Source organism: Stenotrophomonas sp. 96582_Sma (assembly GCF_056480905.1).
In genome coordinates this window covers 3,215,085-3,234,569 of sequence record NZ_CM151122.1, presented here as the reverse complement: position 1 = coordinate 3,234,569, position 19,485 = coordinate 3,215,085, and the positions used below count along the sequence as shown (strand labels likewise).

20 protein-coding genes are annotated in these 19,485 nt (G+C 65.5%); 11 read left to right on the top strand and 9 right to left on the bottom strand.

All coding sequences use genetic code 11. The annotated features are described in order from the left end of the window. Positions 1-485 precede the first annotated feature (485 nt). Positions 486-899, bottom strand: a complete 414-nt coding sequence (locus tag ACZK2R_RS15100; protein WP_032129660.1) for a barstar family protein — start codon at positions 897-899, stop codon at positions 486-488. After that, positions 896-1,357 (bottom strand): guanyl-specific ribonuclease, encoded by a 462-nt coding sequence (locus tag ACZK2R_RS15095; protein ID WP_125895479.1) that lies wholly within the window; start codon positions 1,355-1,357, stop codon positions 896-898. Before ACZK2R_RS15095 ends, ACZK2R_RS15100 begins: the two co-directional genes overlap by 4 nt. Before the next feature lie 219 nt (positions 1,358-1,576). On the opposite strand from ACZK2R_RS15095, the gene ACZK2R_RS15090 reads away from it, so the two are divergent. Then, positions 1,577-2,188, top strand: a complete 612-nt coding sequence (locus ACZK2R_RS15090; RefSeq protein ID WP_005410310.1) for a superoxide dismutase — start codon at positions 1,577-1,579, stop codon at positions 2,186-2,188. Between the two features lie 132 nt (positions 2,189-2,320). On the opposite strand, the gene ACZK2R_RS15085 is transcribed toward ACZK2R_RS15090, so the two are convergent. Next, a complete protein-coding gene (locus ACZK2R_RS15085) occupies positions 2,321-3,157 on the bottom strand; it encodes an endonuclease/exonuclease/phosphatase family protein (protein WP_125895480.1) in 837 nt (278 codons plus the stop codon). A gap of 163 nt (positions 3,158-3,320) precedes the next feature. Here ACZK2R_RS15085 and ACZK2R_RS15080 point away from each other — a divergent pair, with 163 nt between their 5' ends. Beyond that, the gene (locus tag ACZK2R_RS15080; RefSeq protein ID WP_032129657.1) at positions 3,321-4,886 is read left to right on the top strand and encodes a POT-type proton-dependent oligopeptide transporter; all 1,566 of its coding nucleotides are present in this window, start codon (positions 3,321-3,323) and stop codon (positions 4,884-4,886) included. 7 nt (positions 4,887-4,893) lie between these two features. Beyond that, positions 4,894-5,520, top strand: a complete 627-nt coding sequence (locus ACZK2R_RS15075; RefSeq protein WP_010486760.1) for a rhomboid family intramembrane serine protease — start codon at positions 4,894-4,896, stop codon at positions 5,518-5,520. 43 nt (positions 5,521-5,563) lie between these two features. Here ACZK2R_RS15075 and ACZK2R_RS15070 read toward each other — a convergent pair whose 3' ends face one another. Further along, positions 5,564-5,725: a hypothetical protein gene (locus ACZK2R_RS15070; protein ID WP_165929939.1), complete on the bottom strand. Its 162-nt coding sequence runs from the start codon at positions 5,723-5,725 to the stop codon at positions 5,564-5,566. A 209-nt stretch (positions 5,726-5,934) separates the two neighbouring features. Here ACZK2R_RS15070 and ACZK2R_RS15065 point away from each other — a divergent pair, with 209 nt between their 5' ends. The 4 genes from ACZK2R_RS15065 (at position 5,935) to ACZK2R_RS15050 (ending at position 9,214) form a co-directional block, all read left to right on the top strand. Beyond that, on the top strand, positions 5,935-6,237 hold the full coding sequence (locus ACZK2R_RS15065) for a GNAT family N-acetyltransferase (protein WP_006455911.1): 303 nt from the start codon (positions 5,935-5,937) through the stop codon (positions 6,235-6,237). 37 nt (positions 6,238-6,274) lie between these two features. Then, on the top strand, positions 6,275-7,156 hold the full coding sequence (locus ACZK2R_RS15060; RefSeq protein ID WP_071229774.1) for a DUF3298 and DUF4163 domain-containing protein: 882 nt from the start codon (positions 6,275-6,277) through the stop codon (positions 7,154-7,156). A 19-nt stretch (positions 7,157-7,175) separates the two neighbouring features. Beyond that, positions 7,176-8,291 (top strand): cyclopropane fatty acyl phospholipid synthase, encoded by a 1,116-nt coding sequence (cfa, locus tag ACZK2R_RS15055; RefSeq protein WP_125895481.1) that lies wholly within the window; start codon positions 7,176-7,178, stop codon positions 8,289-8,291. A gap of 161 nt (positions 8,292-8,452) precedes the next feature. Further along, positions 8,453-9,214, top strand: coding sequence for a hypothetical protein (locus ACZK2R_RS15050; RefSeq protein WP_180837504.1), 762 nt, complete (start codon positions 8,453-8,455; stop codon positions 9,212-9,214). Positions 9,215-9,413: 199 nt separating this feature from the next. Here the strand turns inward: ACZK2R_RS15050 and ACZK2R_RS15045 are convergent, their stop codons facing one another. After that, positions 9,414-11,582 carry a M3 family metallopeptidase gene (locus tag ACZK2R_RS15045; RefSeq protein WP_125895483.1) on the bottom strand — a complete coding sequence of 723 codons (2,169 nt, stop codon included), beginning with the start codon at positions 11,580-11,582 and terminating at the stop codon, positions 9,414-9,416. Positions 11,583-11,712: 130 nt separating this feature from the next. On the opposite strand from ACZK2R_RS15045, the gene ACZK2R_RS15040 reads away from it, so the two are divergent. Beyond that, on the top strand, positions 11,713-12,192 hold the full coding sequence (locus ACZK2R_RS15040) for a glutathione peroxidase (protein WP_125895484.1): 480 nt from the start codon (positions 11,713-11,715) through the stop codon (positions 12,190-12,192). A gap of 79 nt (positions 12,193-12,271) precedes the next feature. Here ACZK2R_RS15040 and ACZK2R_RS15035 read toward each other — a convergent pair whose 3' ends face one another. The 4 genes from ACZK2R_RS15035 to ACZK2R_RS15020 form a co-directional block, all read right to left on the bottom strand. Continuing rightward, positions 12,272-13,051 (bottom strand): ferredoxin--NADP reductase, encoded by a 780-nt coding sequence (locus ACZK2R_RS15035; protein WP_046984352.1) that lies wholly within the window; start codon positions 13,049-13,051, stop codon positions 12,272-12,274. Between the two features lie 79 nt (positions 13,052-13,130). Further along, a complete protein-coding gene (locus tag ACZK2R_RS15030) occupies positions 13,131-15,002 on the bottom strand; it encodes an ABC transporter ATP-binding protein (protein ID WP_125895485.1) in 1,872 nt (623 codons plus the stop codon). 241 nt (positions 15,003-15,243) lie between these two features. Further along, positions 15,244-15,693 (bottom strand): carboxymuconolactone decarboxylase family protein, encoded by a 450-nt coding sequence (locus ACZK2R_RS15025; protein ID WP_012511595.1) that lies wholly within the window; start codon positions 15,691-15,693, stop codon positions 15,244-15,246. Positions 15,694-15,729: 36 nt separating this feature from the next. After that, positions 15,730-16,626, bottom strand: a complete 897-nt coding sequence (locus ACZK2R_RS15020) for an RNA polymerase sigma-70 factor (protein ID WP_180837505.1) — start codon at positions 16,624-16,626, stop codon at positions 15,730-15,732. 149 nt (positions 16,627-16,775) lie between these two features. Between ACZK2R_RS15020 and ACZK2R_RS15015 the strand changes: the two genes are divergently transcribed. The 3 genes from ACZK2R_RS15015 to ACZK2R_RS15005 all read left to right on the top strand — a co-directional run bounded on the left by ACZK2R_RS15015 (position 16,776) and on the right by ACZK2R_RS15005 (position 19,450). Beyond that, positions 16,776-18,293 carry a fumarate hydratase gene (locus tag ACZK2R_RS15015; RefSeq protein WP_125895487.1) on the top strand — a complete coding sequence of 506 codons (1,518 nt, stop codon included), beginning with the start codon at positions 16,776-16,778 and terminating at the stop codon, positions 18,291-18,293. 127 nt (positions 18,294-18,420) lie between these two features. After that, on the top strand, positions 18,421-18,756 hold the full coding sequence (locus tag ACZK2R_RS15010) for a hypothetical protein (protein WP_100434983.1): 336 nt from the start codon (positions 18,421-18,423) through the stop codon (positions 18,754-18,756). 58 nt (positions 18,757-18,814) lie between these two features. Continuing rightward, complete coding sequence (locus ACZK2R_RS15005; RefSeq protein WP_049398760.1) at positions 18,815-19,450, top strand: glutathione S-transferase family protein; 636 nt, start codon at positions 18,815-18,817, stop codon at positions 19,448-19,450. Positions 19,451-19,485 lie beyond the last annotated feature (35 nt).

Here is a 19,485-nt window from a genome sequence, read left to right as displayed (position 1 = left end):
CAGAACGGCAGGTCTCCGCCAACCCACTGGCCGGCTCGCGCTTTGGTAGGTGCCAACCTTGGTTGGCACAGACGCGCCGACCGAGGTCGGCATCTACCGGATGCACGTGCGCCGACCGAGGTCGGCATCTACCGGATGCACGTGCGCCGACCGAGGTCGGCATCTACCGGATGCACGTGCGCCGACCAAGGTCGGCCTCTACCTGGGTGGTGACCTCACGCGCTCTGCGACAGAAACATCCAGAACGGCACGTCTCCGCCAACCTGCTGGCCGGCTCGCGCTTTGGTAGGTGCCAACCTTGGTTGGCACAGAAGCGCCGACCAAGGTCGGCCTCTACCTGGGTGGTGACCTCACGCGCTCTGCGACAGAAACACCCAGAACGGCACGTCTCCGCCAACCTGCTGGCCGGCCCGCGCTTTGGTAGGTGCCAACCTTGGTTGGCACAGAAGCGCCGACCAAGGTCGGCATCTACCACGGCATTGCGCTTACGCGCTCTGCGACAGGAACACCCAGAACGGCACGTCGCGGCCAACCCAGTCGCGGCTGGCTTCGTCCATTACGTCCAGCAACGTGTCGAAATCCTTCTGCGTGGAGGCGCGCAACGTGTCCACGTCGGCCAGGAACAGCGCGTAGCCGTTGGCCGGAAGCCACTGCAGGTCGCGCAGGTTGTCCGACAGCGCATCCCAGTTGCCGCCGAAGCCGGCAGGGAAATCCAGTTGCGCGGCCAGCCGGGCCAGCAGGGTGCGCTTGTCGGCCACGCCTTCCAGGTCGATGCGGATCACCTTCAGCCCGGCATCGCGCATCGCAGCGGCCAGTGCGCCGATGTCGTCGCTGTCGATGGCGTAGACGCCGGCATTGTTGATGTCATGCAGGCCGAGGCCGAAATCATCGTGGCTCATTGCTGCGCTCCCTGGGCCGGTACGGTGAAGCTGCGGAACGATGTGTAGTGGTCGTCGGTGTAGTACCACGCCTCCGGCGGATCGCCACCGGTGACGATGCGGCGCGTGCCGCGGGTACGCGCACCGGGGGTGTCGACGGTGTATTCGCGGTAGTAGCCGCGCGGGCGCTGCGGCAGCTGCTGCTCGCGGTTGCCGAAGGTGCTGCCGTCCTGGCGGTGCGGGAACGGGCCGCCACGCTGGATCAGGGCGATGGTCTGCCGGGCTTCGGCGGGCAGGAATGCGGGCAGGCCGCTGTCGTTGTCGGTTGCGGGCGTGGCCGTGGCCGGCGCGCGCGCGGCAGGCGCACCCTGCAGGTCCGGCGCGAACTGCGGCGCCGGTGGGCGCTGCATGAAATGGTTGACGACCAGGCCGAGCAGCAGCAGGGCGATGGCGGTGATCAGCAGCCGGGGGTTGCGCATGAGCAGGGGCGGGCGAGGGTGGTGCGGGCACTGTAGCGCCTGTGCGCTGCACGGTGCATGAGGACGCCGTCGCGTCACTGCTGCGTAACAATTGCCGTCATGCTCACTGGCAGGACGCAATTTCCTTTACATCCCCCTTGGTAATCTGGTGGTCTGTCCCCATCATTCACCGCGCAACGCCCGACACCGTCGGGTGCCCTCGCAATCAGGAGATGCATCATGGCCTATACCCTGCCCAAGCTGTCCTACGCCTACGACGCGCTGGAACCGCATATCGATGCGGCGACGATGGAAATCCATCACACCAAGCATCACCAGACCTACATCAACAACGTCAACGCGGCGCTGGAAGGCACCGAGTACGCTGACCTGCCGGTCGAAGAACTGGTGAAGAAGCTCAAGTCGCTGCCGGAGAACCTGCAGGGTCCGGTGCGCAACAATGGTGGCGGCCATGCCAACCACTCGCTGTTCTGGACCGTGATGGCTCCGAATGCTGGCGGCAACCCGGTGGGCGACGTGGCCAAGGCCATCGACAAGGACCTGGGCGGCTTCGACAAGTTCAAGGACGCCTTCACCAAGGCGGCGCTGACCCGTTTCGGCAGCGGCTGGGCGTGGCTGAGCGTGACCCCGGACAAGAAGGTCGTGGTCGAGAGCACCGGCAACCAGGACAGCCCGCTGATGGAAGGCAACACCCCCATCCTCGGCCTGGACGTGTGGGAACACGCGTACTACCTGAAGTACCAGAACCGTCGTCCGGAATACATCGGCGCGTTCTTCAACGTCATCGACTGGAACGAAGTCGAGCGCCGTTACCAGGAAGCGATCGCCTGATCGCGGTAACGGGATGAACTGAGAAGGCCGGGGGAGACCCCGGCCTTTTCTGTTGCAGGAGTCATTCGGTAGTGCCGGCCGCTGGCCGGCAATCGTGTGGTACCCGAGGAGCCGGCCAGCGGCCGGCACTACCTATTCCGCGCCCTGCAGCCGCAGGGTGGCCATCACGCCCAGGCGCAGGCCGGGCAGGTCGCCGTCGGCTGGCAGCAGGATCGGCTGCTGGCGGATGCCGCCGAAGTGCTTGACCTGGAACAGCACATCCAGGCCATGGCCACTGCTGCCACCGCCACTGGCCGCAGGCGCCTCGGCGCGGCCGCCGGGATTGCGCCGGGCCGGCTGGAAGCCGGGCGTACTGCGCACCAGTTCCACCGTGTTGGCGGAGAAATCGCCGGCGATCAGGCTGGGCATGCCCTCGGCGGTGGCGCCGATCCAGGTCATCAGGTCGCTGGTCTGATGCTGGCGGGCGGTGGCCTCGTCCGGGTCCGGGCGCAGCCGTGCCACATAGATGTTGACCAGTGCCTCGCCCAGCTTCAGCCGCATCATGCCGGCGGCGCTGAAGGTGCCGGGTGGGTGCAGCAGGGTCACGCCATCCTCGCTGACCGGCAGCCGGGTCAGCATCGCGTTGCCATGCCGCAACGGCTGGCTGGGCGGATCGGCGGTAACGAAGTCGCAGCTGTAGCGCAGCCGGCTGGCCAGCCAGCAGGCCGGATTGCGGCCCTGCTGCTGCAGCACCTGCTGCACCGAGATCACGTCCGGCTGCAGATCGGTCAGCAACTGTGCGACCTGCTCACGGCGCAACTTCCATTGCGCGTCATCGCGGCTGGGCAGTTCCAGCGCGGCCACGGTGAGTTGCCGGGGCTCGCTCTCGCTGGCGGCGGTGGCCGTTGCCTGCGGCCGCGCCTGTGCCTGCAACGCCATCAGCAGCACCAGGCAACTGAGCAGGAGACGGGCGGGGGCGAGGGGGCGCATAACGATAAGTTTACGCTTTTGTCGTGCAGGTGCCGTGACTTCCGGCACGGAGTGTCGCTGCCTGCCATGGATTGGCACCGTTGTCATGCAGCCCTGCAGCGTGCTTCGCAAGCCCTGCTTCCGGTAATCTTGCGCCTTTCGCTTTGCAGGATTGCCTTACAGGATGAGCCACGACGCAGTTGCCCCCATCGCCGGCCAGGGAAAGATGCCGCGCCAGATCCCGTACATCATCGGCAATGAGGCCTGCGAGCGGTTCAGTTTCTACGGGATGCGCAACATCCTGGTGCAGTTCCTGATCACCTCGCTGCTGCTGCAGGAAATCACTGCGGAAGGCCGTGCCGGTGAAGCCAAGGACATCATGCACAGCTTCATGATCGGCGTGTATTTCTTCCCGCTGCTCGGAGGCTGGCTGGCCGACAGGTTCTTCGGCAAGTACCACACCATTCTCTGGTTCAGCCTGGTCTACTGTGCCGGCCACCTGTGCCTGGCGCTGTTCGAGAACAGCCGCGAGGGCTTCTTCCTCGGCCTGGGCCTGATCGCGCTCGGTGCCGGTGGCATCAAGCCGCTGGTGGCCTCGTTCATGGGCGACCAGTTCGACCAGAGCAACAAGCACCTGGCCAAGATCGTCTTCGACGCCTTCTACTGGATCATCAACTTCGGCTCGCTGTTCGCCTCGCTGCTGATCCCGCTGGTGCTGAAGAACTGGGGCCCGCAGTGGGCGTTCGGCATCCCGGGCATCCTGATGTTCATCGCCACCTTCGTGTTCTGGCTGGGCCGCAAGCGCTACGTGCTGGTGCCGCTGCCGCCGAAGGATCCGCATTCGTTCGCCAACGTGGTGCGTACCGCACTGACCACGCGCGTGGCCGGCCAGGGCCGTCCGGGCCTGGTGATCGCCGTGCTCGGCCTGGTGCTGGCAGTGGCCTCGTTCGGCTTGGTTGGCTCGTTGGGCATTGTCATCTGCCTGTGCCTGGCGCTGGTATCGATCCTGGCCGGTATCGGCGGTGGCACTTGGCTGCAGCTCGATCGCGCCCGTGGTCAGCATCCGGCCGAAGCCGTCGAAGGCGTGCGCTCGGTGCTGCGGGTGCTGGTGATCTTCGCGCTGACCACGCCGTTTTTCTCGCTGTTCGACCAGAAGGCCTCGACCTGGGTCCTGCAGGGCCAGCAGATGCAGATGCCGAGCTGGTTCACCGCCTCGCAGATGCAGGCACTGAACCCGCTGCTGGTGATGATCCTGATTCCGTTCAACAACCTGGTGCTGTACCCGGCCCTGCGCCGCTTCGGCTTCGAGCCGACCGCGCTGCGCCGCATGACCGCCGGCATCGCCTTCAGCGGTCTGGCCTGGATCGTGGTCGGCGGCATCCAGGTGGTGATGGACGGGGGCAACGCCATGTCGATCTTCTGGCAGATGCTGCCGTATGCGCTGCTGACCTTCGGTGAGGTGCTGGTCTCGGCCACCGGCCTGGAGTTCGCCTACAGCCAGGCGCCGCAGGCGATGAAGGGCGTGGTGATGAGCTTCTGGAACCTGACCACCACCATCGGCAACCTGTGGGTGCTGCTGTCCAACGCGGCGGTGCGCAACGATGCGGTGACCCACAAGATCGCCAGTACGGGCCTGAGCGAGGCGGCGTTCCTGATGTTCTTCTTCGCCGGTTTCGCCTTCGTCGCGGCGTTGGCCTTCGGTTGGTATGCGAAACGCTATCGTATGGTCGACAACTACCGTAGCGCCTGAGCCTGACATGACCCCCGTCAATCTGCTGTTGATCGCCATCACCGCCATCCTTTCGTGGATGGCGTTCAACAACCGCAAGCTGGCCGACCGCCTGATCCTGTGGCCGCCGGCCATCGACCGTCACCGCCAGTACGACCGGCTGGTGACCTATGGCTTCATCCACGCCGACTGGTCGCACCTGATCTTCAACATGATCACCCTGTTCTTCTTCGGGGGATTCATCGAGAGCGTGATGGTGCAGCTGACCGGCAGCTACCTGACCTACCCGGCGTTCTACATCGGTGCGCTGCTGGTCTCGATCCTGCCCAGCTACCTGAAGAACCAGAAGAACCCGAACTACCTCAGCCTGGGTGCGTCCGGTGCGGTGTCGGCGGTGCTGTTCGCCTTCATCCTGATCAAGCCGTGGTCGATCATCCTGGTGTTCTTCATCCCGGCGCCGGCCATCGTCTACGCCGCGTTCTACGTCGGCTACAGCATCTGGATGGACAAGCGCGGCGGTGACCGCATCAACCACAGCGCGCACCTGGCAGGCGCGGCGTTCGGCGTGATCTTCATGCTGGCCATGCAGCCGAGCATCTTCACTCACTTCCTGCGCGAACTCTCCAACCCGACCTTCCGCCTCGGCGGCGGTTGATGACGGGAGCGGGGCGGATCGGCAGCGATCCGCCCCCGCTGTTTCAGAGCGTGGGCTGCTGACCGTAGGTATCCAGCAGGCGGGCGAACACTTCTTCGCCGATGCGCTGGAAATCCTGGTCCTGGGTCTGCCCCTCCACCGCCAGTTGCAGCAGGCCCTCCAGCAGGGCGCGGTCGGTATCTGAATGGGAATCGCTGGGGTGCATCGGAGCCTCCGCGGTGGTGCGCATGATCAACGGTCGCAAGGGCCGTGCCAGCCTGGCCGTACCCCTCCACAGGCGATAGCGGCCGCCAGCGCTCCAGCTTGAGGGTCGCAAACTGACGTGAATGGAACGGACTTGCCCCTGTTCAGGCTTCACGCGATCATGGCGCCCGGCTGCGCACCATCCACGCAGTCGCCGCAGGAGACAGTTCCATGGCTTCGGTCACGCCCCCCGGTCTGGCCTACGAGGTCGAACACGACCTGGCCAACCATCGCTTCACCGCCCGTGTGCGCGGACAGCTGGCGGTGCTGGACTACCAGATCAAACGCAGGCGCATGGTCATCACGCATACCGAGGTGCCCGAGCCGATTGCCGGCCGAGGCATCGCCGGTGAGCTGACCCGTGTGGCGCTGCGTTTTGCCCGTGAGCAGAAGTACAAGGTGGTGCCGGCGTGTTCCTACGCCGAGGCCTTCCTGCAGCGGCATGAGGAGTACCACGACCTGCTCGTTGGCTGAATGCCAGCGGGCCACGCTTCAGCCATGGCAGGCGATGATGTACAAACATGAACAGGGGATCCCGATGAAGATTGGAAACAACCGGCCATTGCACGGCAGCGTGCTGGCCGGCGTGGTGGGCGTGCTGTTGCTGGCCGGTTGCCAGCGTGAAAGCGAGCCGGCACCGGCGACCGACGCGGCGCCCGCCGCCGAAGCCACCGCCGCAGGTGAAACGCCGGCCACGGAAGCGCCGCTGGACCTGCGCGACGTGATCGAGAACAACGAGCGCGAAGTGGTGGGTATCAGCTACCCGGCCGGCATCGACCGCTACCCGGGCCTGGCCCGCGCCCTGCAGAGCTATGCGACGAGTGCGCGCAGTGACCTGCAACAGGCGCTGGACGGGCTGGGCAATGACAAGCCGACCATGCCGTACGAGCTGTCGCTGAGCTTCGAGAAGCTGCTGGAAACCCCGCAGCTGGTGGTGGTCAGTGCCGATGGCAGCCGCTACACCGGTGGCGCCCATGGCGAACCGCTGGTGGCCCGATTCGTGTGGCTGCCGCAGCATCAGCAGATGCTCAGCGCCGAAAAGCTGGTGGCCGATGCCAAGGGCTGGAAGGCGATCAGCGATTTCGTCGCCGACCAGCTGCGTGAACGCGTGGCCACCCGCCTCAGCGGTGAGGACATGGATCCGGCCCAGCTGCAGGAATCGCTGCGCAACGCATCGCGAATGATTGCCGACGGCACCGGCCCGCAGGCCGACAATTTCAGCCAGTTCCAGCCGCTGACCGACGACAAGGGGCAGATCACCGCGCTGCGCTTTGTTTTCCCGCCGTACCAGGTGGGTCCATACTCGGACGGCACCCAGACCGCCGATGTACCGGCGGCGGTGCTGTTGCCGCACGTGGCCAAGGACTACGTGGAGCTGTTCGCACGCGGTTGACCGCAGTCGAGGAGGTGGCGTGGATACAGGGTTGCAGGAGCGGGTCGCCGGCCTGCTGCAGGAAGCCGGGGTCCGCATCGGCGGTACCCAGCCACAGGATATCCAGGTTCATGACCCGCGCTTCTTCGCGCGGGTCATGGCGCACGGCTCGCTTGGCCTCGGCGAGAGCTACATGGACGGTTGGTGGGATGCCAACGTCCTGGACGACTTCCTTGTCCACCTGATGCAGGCGCACCTGGACGAACGGGTGCACGGTTGGCGCGAAGTGGCCGATGCACTGAAGGCGCGCCTGTTCAACCTGCAGGTGGGACAGGGCAGCTACGAGGTGGGCCGCCGCCACTACGACCTCGGCAATGATCTCTACCAGGCCATGCTGGGCCAGCGCCTGGTCTATAGCTGTGGCTACTGGCGCAATGCCGGCGATCTCGACGCCGCGCAGGAAGCCAAGCTTGACCTGGTCTGCCGCAAGCTGGGCCTGCGCCCGGGGCAGCGTGTGCTGGACATCGGCTGTGGCTGGGGCGAAGCCCTGAAGTTCGCCGCCGAGCGCTACGGTGTCAGTGGCGTCGGCGTGACCATTTCGCAGGAGCAGGCCGAGTTCGCCCGCGAACTGTGCGCCGGCCTGCCGATCGAGATCCGCCTGCAGGACTACCGCGAACTGCACGAGCCGTTCGATGCGATCTTCTCGATCGGCATGTTCGAGCACGTCGGCGACAAGAACTACGCCAGCTTCTTCGAGGTGGCCAGGCGTTGCCTGTCACCGCGCGGCCTGCTGCTGCTGCACAGCATCGGCACCAACATCTCGCGGCATCGTACCGACCCGTGGATCGCGCGCTACATCTTTCCCAACTCGATGCTGCCATCGGCGGTGCAGATCACCAAGGCGTTCGAGGGCTGCTTCGTGCTGGAGGACTGGCACAACTTCGGCACCGATTACGACCTGACCCTGCAGGCCTGGCGGCGCAACGTGGAAGCGGCGTGGCCGCGGCTGGATGCGCGCTACGACGAGCACTTCCGGCGCATGTGGCGCTTCTACCTGGCCGGGTCGATGGCCACCTTCCGTTGCCGGCACGCGCAGCTGTGGCAGCTGGTGCTGTCGCCGGAAGGCGTGCCGGGTGGGTACGTGGCGCCACGTTGAGGCTGCACTTCTGCCCTGCGCGACCGATGGTGCGGATCGTGGAAGACGCGACATCGCTTGACGTCATGCGCGAGCGTTGTCGGCGCTGTGCCTGGCTGGGGTGACGTGGGCGCTAAACTTGTCGACCAGCGGCATCACCGCTTCACTGAAGGCATCGCAGCATGGGTTGGGACATCACCTATCATCCGATTGCGGAATCCGAGATCCGTGACATTTATTTCCGTGCGCTTGAGGATGGCGCGCTGGTCGCCGAGCTGCAGCAGCGGTTCCAGATCGAGCCGTTCTACATGGAGCAGCTGCAGGAGCGCATCGAGGAGGCTCGCTCGATCAGCGCAGAAATGCCTTTCGAGAAGGGGCACGCTTTGTACCTGGCGATCGTGGCCGGCCACCTTCGGCAGTATCACTATCTCCGCGGGAGCGCCCTTTCGTTTTTCATCGACGATCCGGTGGTCGCCCGCTATTTCGCGGACTGGCGGCAACTGGTGCCGTTGCAGTGGGCGGATGCTGCCGCCGGCAACCATCTACGTGAAAACTATGGTGGTGGCGTGTTCATCACGCATGCCCGGCTGAAGCAGTTACGCGCTGATCATGCAGTGGACAGCGCACTGGCTGCGCGCCTGGAGGAGCTGTTCTCCGATGGACGCCTGGTCGTTTTCTGGCGTGTTGTCGATGATGCCATCGCCAAGGGCTGTGGACTGCTGGAGGGCAGCGAGGTGGTCGAGCCGAACCCGATGGATCTCAATGCATCGACCAGCTTGAGCAATCTGCTGAACTGCGCGCCGGATGGCGCGATGCTGTATGCGGAGGCCGCGGCGGCACAGCTGGCGGAGTTCGTGGCAGCGCACCCGGATATCGCATCGACTGCCGCTGCCACGCCCGGTACGCCGAAAGGGCGGTGGTGGGAGCGACTGTTTCGGCGGTGACCGGAGAGCATCCACGCATGGCGTGGATCTACTGGTGGGTGCCGATCGTTGGTCGGTACGATCCATTCGCGCCACGAACCCCGGCATCATCGATCCACACATGACGCACTCCAGTAGATCCACGCCATGCGTGGATGGCGCCAACAAAAAACCGCCCGGTCTTCCGGGCGGTTTTCGTTTCAGGCTACCGCGCGGGCGATCAGTTGCCGGCGCCGGTCAGGCCACGCTTTTCCAGCAGCGGTTCGATCTGCGGCTCGTGGCCGGCGAAATCGCGGAACAGCTGCATGGCATCCACGCTGCCGCCCTTGGACAGCAGGGTGGCGCGGAAGTGGTCGCCGTTCTTGCGGCTCAGGCCGCCGTTGTCCTTGAACCACTTCTGGGTGTTGGCGTCGAGCACTTCCGACCAGATGTAGGCGTAGTAGCCGGCCGAGTAGCCGCCCATGATGTGGCTGAAGTACGGGGTCTTGTAGCGCGGCGGAACCGGCGCGTAGTAGATGCCGTCCTTCTCCAGCGCGGCGCGCTCGAAGGCCATCACGTCCTTGGCGGCCGGCACCTGGTCGGCGCCGATCTGGTGCCAGCGCTGATCAAGCATGGCCGCGCCCAGGTACTCGGTGGTGGCGAAGCCCTGGTTGAACTTGGCCGCTGCCAGCACCTTGTCCAGCAGTGCCTGCGGCATCGCCGAACCATTCTGGTAGTGCTTGGCGTAGTTCTTCAGGATGACCGGGTTGTCCGACCACATTTCGTTGACCTGCGAGGGGAACTCGACGAAGTCACGCGGCACCGAGGTGCCCGAGAAGTACGGGTACTTCACGTTGGAGAACATGCCGTGCAGGGCGTGGCCGAACTCGTGGAAGGTGGTGTTCACCTCGTCCCAGGTCAGCAGGGTCGGCTGGCCGGCCGGCGGCTTCGGGATGTTCAGGTGGTTGGCGACCACCGGCTTGAAGCCGGTCAGCTTGGACTGCGAGACGTAGGAGTTCATCCACGCACCGCCGCGCTTGGAGGCGCGTGCATACGGGTCGAAGATGAAGATCGCCAGCTGGCTGCCGTCAGCGTCGAACACGTCGTAGACGGTGACGTCATCGTGGTAGACCGGCAGGTCGGTGCGCTGCTTGAAGGTCAGGCCGAATTCCTGGCCGGCGGCGTAGAACACGCCGTTCTCCAGCACGTTCTTCATCTCGAAGTACGGCTTCAGCTGCGACTCGTCGAAGTTGTACTTGGCCTGGCGCACCTTCTCGCTGTAGAAGGCCCAGTCCCACGGTTCCAGCTGGAAGGTCGGCTTGCGCGCGGCCTTCTGTTCCTTGTCGATCATCGCCTGCAGATCGGCGGCTTCGCGCTTGGCGTTGGCCACGGCGGCCGGAGCCAGCTTGCCGAGCATTGCGTTGACCGCTTCCGGGGTCTTGGCGGTCTGGTTGGTCAGGTTGTAGGCGGCGAAGTTCGGGAAGCCCATCAGCTTGGCCTTGTCGGCACGCAGCTGCATGATGCGCGAGACCAGCGCGGTGTTGTCGAACTCACCGCCGCGGCTGCCGCGGGTGGTCGAGGCTTCGTAGATCTTCTGGCGCAGGGCGCGGTTGGCCAGGTTGGTCAGCGGCGGCTGGCCGGTGGTGTTGAGCAGGGTGATCACGTACTTGCCTTCCAGGCCACGGGCCTTGGCGGCTTCGGCGGCGGCAGCGATCTGCTCCTTGGACAGGCCGTCCAGCTCCTTGACGTCGTCGACGGTGATCGCCGAAGCGTTCACTTCCGACTGCACGTTCTGGCTGAACTTGGTGCCCAGGTTGGCCAGCTCGGCGTTCATCTCCTTCAGCGTGGCCTTGTCAGCCTCGGACAGCTTGGCGCCGGCGCGCACGTAGTTGTCGTAGTACTTCTCGACCAGGCGCACGCCTTCGGCGTCCAGGCCCAGCTGGCTGCGGGTGTCGTACAGCGCCTGGATGCGGGCGAACAGCTTGCCGTTCAGCGCGATCGCATCGCTGTGCGCGGCGAACTTCGCCGAGTAGTCGGCCTGCAGCTTCTTGCGGGTGTCGTTGGTATCGGCGCCTACCAGGCTGAAGAACACGGTGGTCGCACGGTCGAGGATGTCACCGCTCTTTTCCAGGGCGATGATGGTGTTGTCGAAGGTCGGCTTGGCCTTGTTGTTGGCGATCGCCTCCACTTCCTTCAGCTGCTGCGCCATGCCGGCGTCGAAGGCCGGGGCGAAGTCGCTGTCCTTGATCTTGTCGAACTGCGGGAAATGCAGCGGCAGCGGGCTTTCGGCGAAGAACGGGTTGGCCTGCTGGGCATTGGTGCTGGCAGCCGGGGTGGCGGCGCCGGCCGAGAAGGCGGGCAGGGCAAGGCCGAGGGACATGGCCACGGCAAGGGCAAGGCGAGTGGTCAAGGTAGGAACTCCGGTAAGGCAAACAAGGGCCCGAGGGTAACCCGGCCGGCGGCGCCCGCACTTGTGTCAAAAGGCATGTTGCCGGGGCCGGGCGCGGGTACCATGCATTCACCGCCCACGGCCCGCTGCCATGACCACTGCCTACGACTTCAGCTTCCGCGACCTCGACGGCCAGCCGCAGGCCCTGGCCCGGTACCAGGGGCACCCGATGCTGCTGGTCAATGTCGCCAGCCGCTGTGGCTTCACCCCGCAGTACACCGGGCTGGAACAGCTGTGGCAGGAGTATCGCGAGCGTGGCCTGGTGGTGATCGGGTTCCCATGCAACCAGTTCGGTGCACAGGAGCCCGGCGACGCCGCGCAGATCCGCCAGTTCTGTTCGCTGGACTACCCGGTCAGCTTCCCGCTGTCGGAGAAGATCGAGGTCAACGGCGAGGGGGCTGATCCGTTGTGGGCATGGCTGTCACGCGAGAAGCGCGGCCTGCTGGGTAGCGCCCGCATCAAGTGGAATTTCAGCAAGTTCCTGGTCGACCGCCAGGGGCAGGTGGTGTCGCGGCATGCGCCCACCACCAAGCCGGAGCAGCTGCGCGGCGAGATCGAAGCGCTGCTGTGAGATGAACCCAAAAAGGGGACGGAGGGGATTAAGTCGTTTGTGCACAAACGACTTAATCCCCTCCGTCCCCTTTTTTTGTTTATTTCTCGACGAAGGCGCGTTCGAACACGTAGTGGCCCGGCTGGCCGATACGCGGCGAGACCTGGAAGCCACGGGCATCGAGCACGCTGCGCAGGTCGGCCAGCATCTGCGGGCTGCCGCAGATCATCGCGCGGTCGTTCTCCGGGCTCAGCTCCGGCAGGCCGAGGGTGCGCTGCATCTCGCCGCTTTCCATCAGCTGGGTCAGGCGGCCCTGGTTGGCGAACGGCTCGCGGGTGACGGCCGGGTAGTACAGCAGCTTGTCGCCGATCATCTCGCCCAGGAACTCATGCTCACGCAGTTCCTTCTCGAAGTAGTCGCGGTAGGCGAGGTCCTTTTCGTAGCGCACGCCGTGGCAGAGGATCACCTTCTCGAAGCGCTCGTAGGTTTCCGGGTCCTTGATGACCGACAGCCACGGCGCCATGCCGGTGCCGGTGCCCAGCAGGTACAGGTTCTTGCCGGGGTGCAGATCGCTGATCAGCAGGGTGCCGGTGGGCTTCTTGCCGACCAGCACCTTGTCACCCGGCTTGATGTGCTGCAGGCGCGAGGTCAGCGGGCCGTCCTGCACCTTGATGCTGAAGAACTCCAGATGCTCTTCCCAGTTGGCGCTGGCGATGGAATACGCGCGCAGCAGCGGCCGCGCCTCGGTTTCCAGGCCGATCATCACGAACTGGCCGTTCTCGAAGCGGAAACCGCTGTCGCGGGTGAGGGTGAAGCTGAAGTAGGCATCGGTCCAATGACGGACCTCAAGCACCGTTTCGGCGCCAAAAGCGGAGGACATGGGCGTATCTATCGGAAGTCGTCGGGGTGATTCTATCTCAAATGAGACAGGTTCTCATTAGGCGGAACGAGAGGCGTTCTCAGCGGTAGCCGGCCGCCTGCAGCTCGAACAGCTCGGCGTAGCGGCCGCCCTGGGCCATCAGCTCTTCATGGGTGCCGCTGGCCTCGATCCGGCCATCGGCCAGCACCAGGATGCGATCGGCCATGCGTACCGAAGAGAAACGGTGGGAAATCAGCACTGCGGTGCGATTATCCGCCAGTTCCCTGAACCGCTGGAACACCTCGAACTCACTTCGCGCATCCAGCGCCGCCGTTGGCTCATCCAGGATCATCACCTGCGCATTGCGCATCCATGCGCGGGCGATGGCGATCTTCTGCCATTGGCCGCCGGACAGGTCCACGCCCTGCTTGAAGCGGCGGCCGATCAGCTGGTCGTAGCCGCCGGGCAGGTCGTCGATCACTTCCTCGGCCATGCCACGCCGTGCGGCGTCGGCGATGCGCGCCTGGTCGTCCATCGCCTCGACCTGGCCGACGCCGATGTTCTCGCCGGCGCTGAGGTTGTAGCGCACGAAGTCCTGGAAGATCACCCCGAGGTTGGCGCGCAGGTCGTCCAGGTCGTAGTCGCGCAGGTCGCGGCCATCGAGCAGGATGCGGCCCTCGTCCGGTTCGTACAGCCGTGCCAGCAGCTTCACCAGGGTGGTCTTGCCGGCGCCGTTCTCACCGACCAGCGCCAGTACTTCGCCAGCCTGCAGCTGGAAATCAAGGTGGCGCACCGCCCATTGCTCGGCATCCGGGTAGCGGAAGCCGACGTTCTCGAACACGAAGCCCTGGCGGATCGGCTGCGGCACGCGCACCGCACCTTCACGCGAGTGGATTTCCGGCTGGATCTGGAAGAACGAGAACAGGTCATCCAGGTACAGCGCCTGGCTGGCCACCTGCGAGAACCCGATCAACAGGCCCTCCAGCAGCTGGCGCAGGCGCAGGAAGCTGCCGGCGAGGAAGGTCAGGTCGCCGATCGAAAAGTCGCCGCGCACCGTGCGCCAGGCGATGTAGGCGTAGGCGGTGTAGTAGCCCAGCGTGCCCAGTGCGGCCAGCAGCGTGCCCCAGAACGCGCGGCGCCGGGCCAGGGCGCGGTTGGCCTGGAACAGCGCCACCGACAGGCGACGGTAGCGCTCCACCAGGAAGCGATGCAGGTTGTAGATCTTCACTTCCTTGGCCGTTTCCACGCTGGCACCGAGCTGGCGCAGGTAGTCGAGCTGGCGGCGCTCGGGCGTCCACTGGAAGTTGAGGCTGTAGCCGGCCGCGTTGAAGTGCGATTCGCCGATGAAGGCCGGCACCAGGGCCAGCGCCAGCAGCAGGATCAACCACGGCGCGTAGACCAGCAGGCCGACGGCGAGGCTGGCCACGGTGATCGCGTCCTGCACCTGGCCGAACAACTGGCTCATCAGGTTCATCCGGCCCATGGTCTGGCGTCGCGCACGGTCCAGCTTGTCCTGCAGGTCCGGGTCTTCGAAATCCTCCAGATCCAGCGTCGCAGCGTGCTCCATCAGCCGGATGCTGGTGACGTTGGCGAACAGTTCCGAGAGCAGAGCATCGGCGTAGCTGACCAGCCGGCCGAGCAGATCCGAGGCGATGGCCAGGCCGAATTCCAGCGCCAGCAGGCCCAGCAGCGGATTCAGTATGCCGCTGGACAGTGCTTCGCCCAGCGGCGGGAAGCCAGCGTCGTGCTGGCTCAGGTGCAGGGCGCTGTCGATGATCAGCTTGCCGACGTAGAGCATCGCCACCGGCAGCAGCGCACGGATCAGGCGCAGGCCAAGGCTGGCCAGGGTGAGCGCGGGGCTGGTCTTCCAGACCATGCGCAGGAACGGTGGCAGGTTGCGCATCGCCTTGAAGCGCTGGCGCAGGCTGGGTTTCTTCGCGGCGGCAGCGCCAGCGGTGGGGGTAGCAGGCATGCGCGTATTGTGCGCGCCTGACGCGTGCAGATGGGGTCAGTGCAGGCGTGTGGCCGCGCCGGGGTCAGATCCCTTTGCGGCGCAAAGGGCTCTGACCTCATCTGCCCGGATCGGGTCAGAGCCCTTCGTAATGCGAAGGGATCCGACCCACCACATCCACGCATGGCGTGGATCTACCGTGTCGACCAAGGTCGACACCTACCAACAGCTGCAGAACCTGCCTGGCCCGGCTTGCCTCCCTTTACGGCAGCGGCGGCAGCAGCCCGGCGCCCAGCCGGTTCCAGGCATTGATCACCGCGATGCCCATGCTCAGGTCGCTGATGCCCTTCTCATCGAAGTGCGGTGCCAGTGCATCGAACGCCGCCTGTGACGGTGCACCGTCGGTCAGCCGGGTCAGTGCCTCGGCCCAGCCCAGCGCCGCACGCTCGCGGGCATCGAAGAAACGGCTTTCGTGCCAGGCGGGCAGGGTATCGAGCTTGCGCGGCTCGATGCCGCCCTTGCGCAGCGTAGTGGCATGCATGTCCATGCAATAGCCGCAGCCGTTGAGCTGCGACACGCGCAGGAACACCAGTTCCATCAGGGTCGGATCAATCGAGCTGTCATGCACCGCCTGGCTGGTGGCCAGCAGGCCCTTGAAGGCTTCGGCGGCCAGGCGGGTGTAAGGGACGCGGGGAGAGGCGTGGTCGGACATTTTCGGCTCCACGGCGGCCACGATGGCCGCCTTTCATTACAAGGACGCCGTGCCGTCCCTGTTCGTGACAACGTCCGGCAGCTTTTCCGGATTCAGCACGCTGTACACGTTGGCGATGCGGCCAGCGACCACCTCGATGGTGGTGACCGAGTGCAGGCGATCACCGATGAAGCGCAGGATCGCCGGCTCGCCGTTGACGTAGCCCAGCTGCGCCGAATGCGCCGCGCCACGGCGGGCGATGGCCCAGAACAGGCGTCCGATGCGTTCGGCGCCCAGCAGCGGGCGGATCGCCGCGGTAACCACGCCGCCACCGTCGGAGACCAGCAACGCGTTGGCGTGCAGCAGGGTCTGGATCGCTTCGCTGTCGCCGCGCTGGGAAGCGTCCATGAAGCGTGCCAGCAGCTGCCGGTGCTGGCTGGCATCGGCATTGAAGCGTGGCCGCCCAGACTGCAGGCGCTGCCGGGCACGATGCACCAGTTGCCGGCAGTTGGCCTCGCTGTGGCCGATCAGCTCGGCAATCTCGCGGTAATCGTGGTCAAAGGCCTCCTTCAACAGAAAGGCGGCGCGCTCCTCGGGGCCGAGCTGTTCGAGCAGGGTCAGGAAGGCGACCGAGATGTCGTCGGCCAGCGCATGCAGCTGGGCCGGGCCGGGCGCCGGGTCCGGCTCCAGGGTGACTGCCAGCGGTTCAGCCAGCCACGGGCCGACGTAATGCACGCGCTCGCGCTTGGCTGCGCGCAGCCGGTCCAGGCCGAGCCGGGTGGTGGTGGTGACCAGCCAGGCTTCGGGGTCGCGGACGGCCGCCGGGTCGGCGCCGGACCAGCGCAACCAGGCATCCTGGACCACGTCTTCGGCGTCGGCGCGACTGCCGAGCAGGCGGTAGGCCAGGGCCATCAGGCGCGGGCGGTGGGTCTGGAAAGCGGTTTCGGCGTTCATGTGGGCAAGGACGCGCCAGCGGGGCGTCGCGTGACAGAGGGTTCGGGGTCTGATCTTGCCGGCCAGCGGCCGGGACCACCACCCCGCGGCCGGGGGAGGGGGTAAAATGGGCGGATTACCCCCGCCAGCCTCCAGCAAGCGAGCAAGTCGTGACATCGATCAAGCAGGAAGACCTCATCCAGTCCATCGCCGACGCGCTGCAGTACATCTCGTACTACCACCCGGTCGACTACATCAAGAACCTTGCCGCCGCCTACGAGCGCGAGGAGTCGCCGGCCGCGAAGGAAGCGATGGCGCAGATCCTGATCAATTCGCGCATGTGCGCCGAAGGCCACCGTCCGATCTGCCAGGACACCGGCATCGTCACCGTGTTCCTGGAAATCGGCATGGACGTGCGTTGGGACGACGCCACCATGGGCGTGGAAGACATGGCCAATGAAGGCGTGCGCCGTGCCTACATGCACCCGGACAACAAGCTGCGCGCCTCGGTGCTGGCTGATCCGGCCGGCAAGCGCATCAACACCAAGGACAACACCCCGGGCGTGGTCAACGTCAAGGTGGTGCCGGGCAACACTGTCGACGTGATCGTCGCCGCCAAGGGCGGTGGTTCGGAAGCCAAGACCAAGTTCGCCATGCTCAACCCGTCCGACTCCATCGTCGACTGGGTGCTGAAGACCGTGCCGACCATGGGCGCCGGCTGGTGCCCGCCGGGCATGCTCGGCATCGGCATCGGCGGCACCGCCGAGAAGGCGATGCTGCTGGCCAAGGAAGCGCTGATGGAGCCGATCGACATCACCGAGCTGCAGGCCCGTGGTGCGTCCAACCGCATTGAAGAGCTGCGCCTGGAGCTGTACGAGAAGGTCAACGCGCTGGGCATCGGTGCGCAGGGCCTGGGTGGCCTGACCACCGTGCTCGACATCAAGATCAACGATTACCCGACTCATGCGGCCAACCTGCCGGTGGCGATGATCCCGAACTGCGCGGCCACCCGCCATGCGCACTTCACCCTGGATGGCAGCGGCCCGGTGATGCTGGACCCGCCGTCGCTGGAGGACTGGCCGAAGCTGACCTACGATTCGTCCAAGGGCACCCGCGTGGACCTGGACACGATCACCCCGGAGGACGTGGCCAGCTGGAAACCGGGCCAGACCCTGCTGCTGAACGGCAAGCTGCTGACCGGCCGCGACGCCGCGCACAAGCGCATGGTCGACATGCTCAACAAGGGCGAGGAACTGCCGGTCGATCTGAAGGGCCGCTTCATCTACTACGTCGGCCCGGTCGATCCGGTGCGCGACGAAGTGGTGGGCCCGGCTGGTCCGACCACGGCGACCCGCATGGACAAGTTCACCCGTCAGGTGCTTGAACAGACCGGCCTGCTGGGCATGGTCGGCAAGGCCGAGCGCGGCCCGGCGGCGATCGAGGCGATCCGTGACAACAAGTCGGCCTACCTGATGGCTGTTGGCGGTTCGGCCTACCTGGTGTCCAAGGCGATCAAGGCCGCCAAGGTGGTCGGATTCGCCGACCTCGGCATGGAGGCGATCTACGAGTTCACCGTGCAGGACATGCCGGTGACGGTGGCGGTGGATTCCAGCGGTGAGTCGGTGCACAAGACCGGCCCGCGCGAATGGCAGGCCCGCATTGGCAAGATTCCGGTGGTGGTGGAGTAATCCTGCCGCGCTTCCGGTTCAAGCAACGGCGCCCGTGTGGCGCCGTTGTTGTGTGGTGAGGGTTAACGAACCTGCAGCATCTGCTCTGCTCTGCTAGGCTCGGCGCGACCTCACACAGGACGTGTTCATGGGCCTGCATCGATTCATCGCCGTTGCGATCCTGCTGGCCCTGGCCGGCTGCAGTACAACCTCGTCCTATGAAGGTGCGGACTTCTCCGCCTCCTCGCAGTGCCGCATGCAGTGTCAGGCCGACTATCGCAGCTGCATGGCGCGGGGCAGTATCGGCAGCAACGACTTCAGCTGCGAACAACAGATGGTGCCGGCGCCGGACAAGCGCTGCAAGGACATTGCCAACCCCGAGCTGCGCCGTTCCTGTGAACTGAAGACGCACGACTGCGCGATACGCACGCCGATCATGTCCTGTAGCGAAAGCCGCGATACCTGCATGAGCCGCTGCGGCTGAGCAACGATTGCGCGCGTGGGCGCATAATCGGCTGATCCACCTGCACAGGATCTTCCGCATGAGCACCACGCTGTATGGTTCAACCAGTACCGCCGCGCTGGTGGTTCACTGGCTGCTGATCGAGCTGGGCATCGAGCACGAACTGGTGCTGCTGGATTTCGACGCGCGCGAGCACAAGTCGGCGGAGTACCTGGCGCTGAATCCGGCCGGTGTGGTGCCGACACTGCTGATAGATGGCTTGGTACTGACCGAAGCGGCGGCGATCGCACTGTATCTGGCTGACCGCCATCCGGAGGCCAACCTGCTGCCCGCACTGGGCACGCCGCAGCGCGCCGATGCCTACCGCTGGATGTTCTGGTGTGCCAATACGCTGCAGCCGGCCTATCGTGCCTGGTTCTATCCGCATGAAATGGCGGGCGAGGCAAATATCGAAGCGAGCCGCGAGATGGCCCGTCAGCGCCTTGAGGCGGCCTGGCAGCAGGTCGCCACGCACCTGCAGGCGCATGGCCCCTACCTGCTGGGCACCACGCCCTGCGTGGTCGACTACATGCTGGTGATGCTGATGCGCTGGTCGCGCAACATGCCGAAGCCCAGCGACACCTGGCCGGTGCTGAAGGCACATGCCACGTCGATGAAGGCGCGCCCGGCGTTCGCCGAGGTATACCGCCGCGAGGGCATCACCGACTGGCGGTAACCAGAAAAGGGGACGGAGGGGATCAAGTCGTTTGT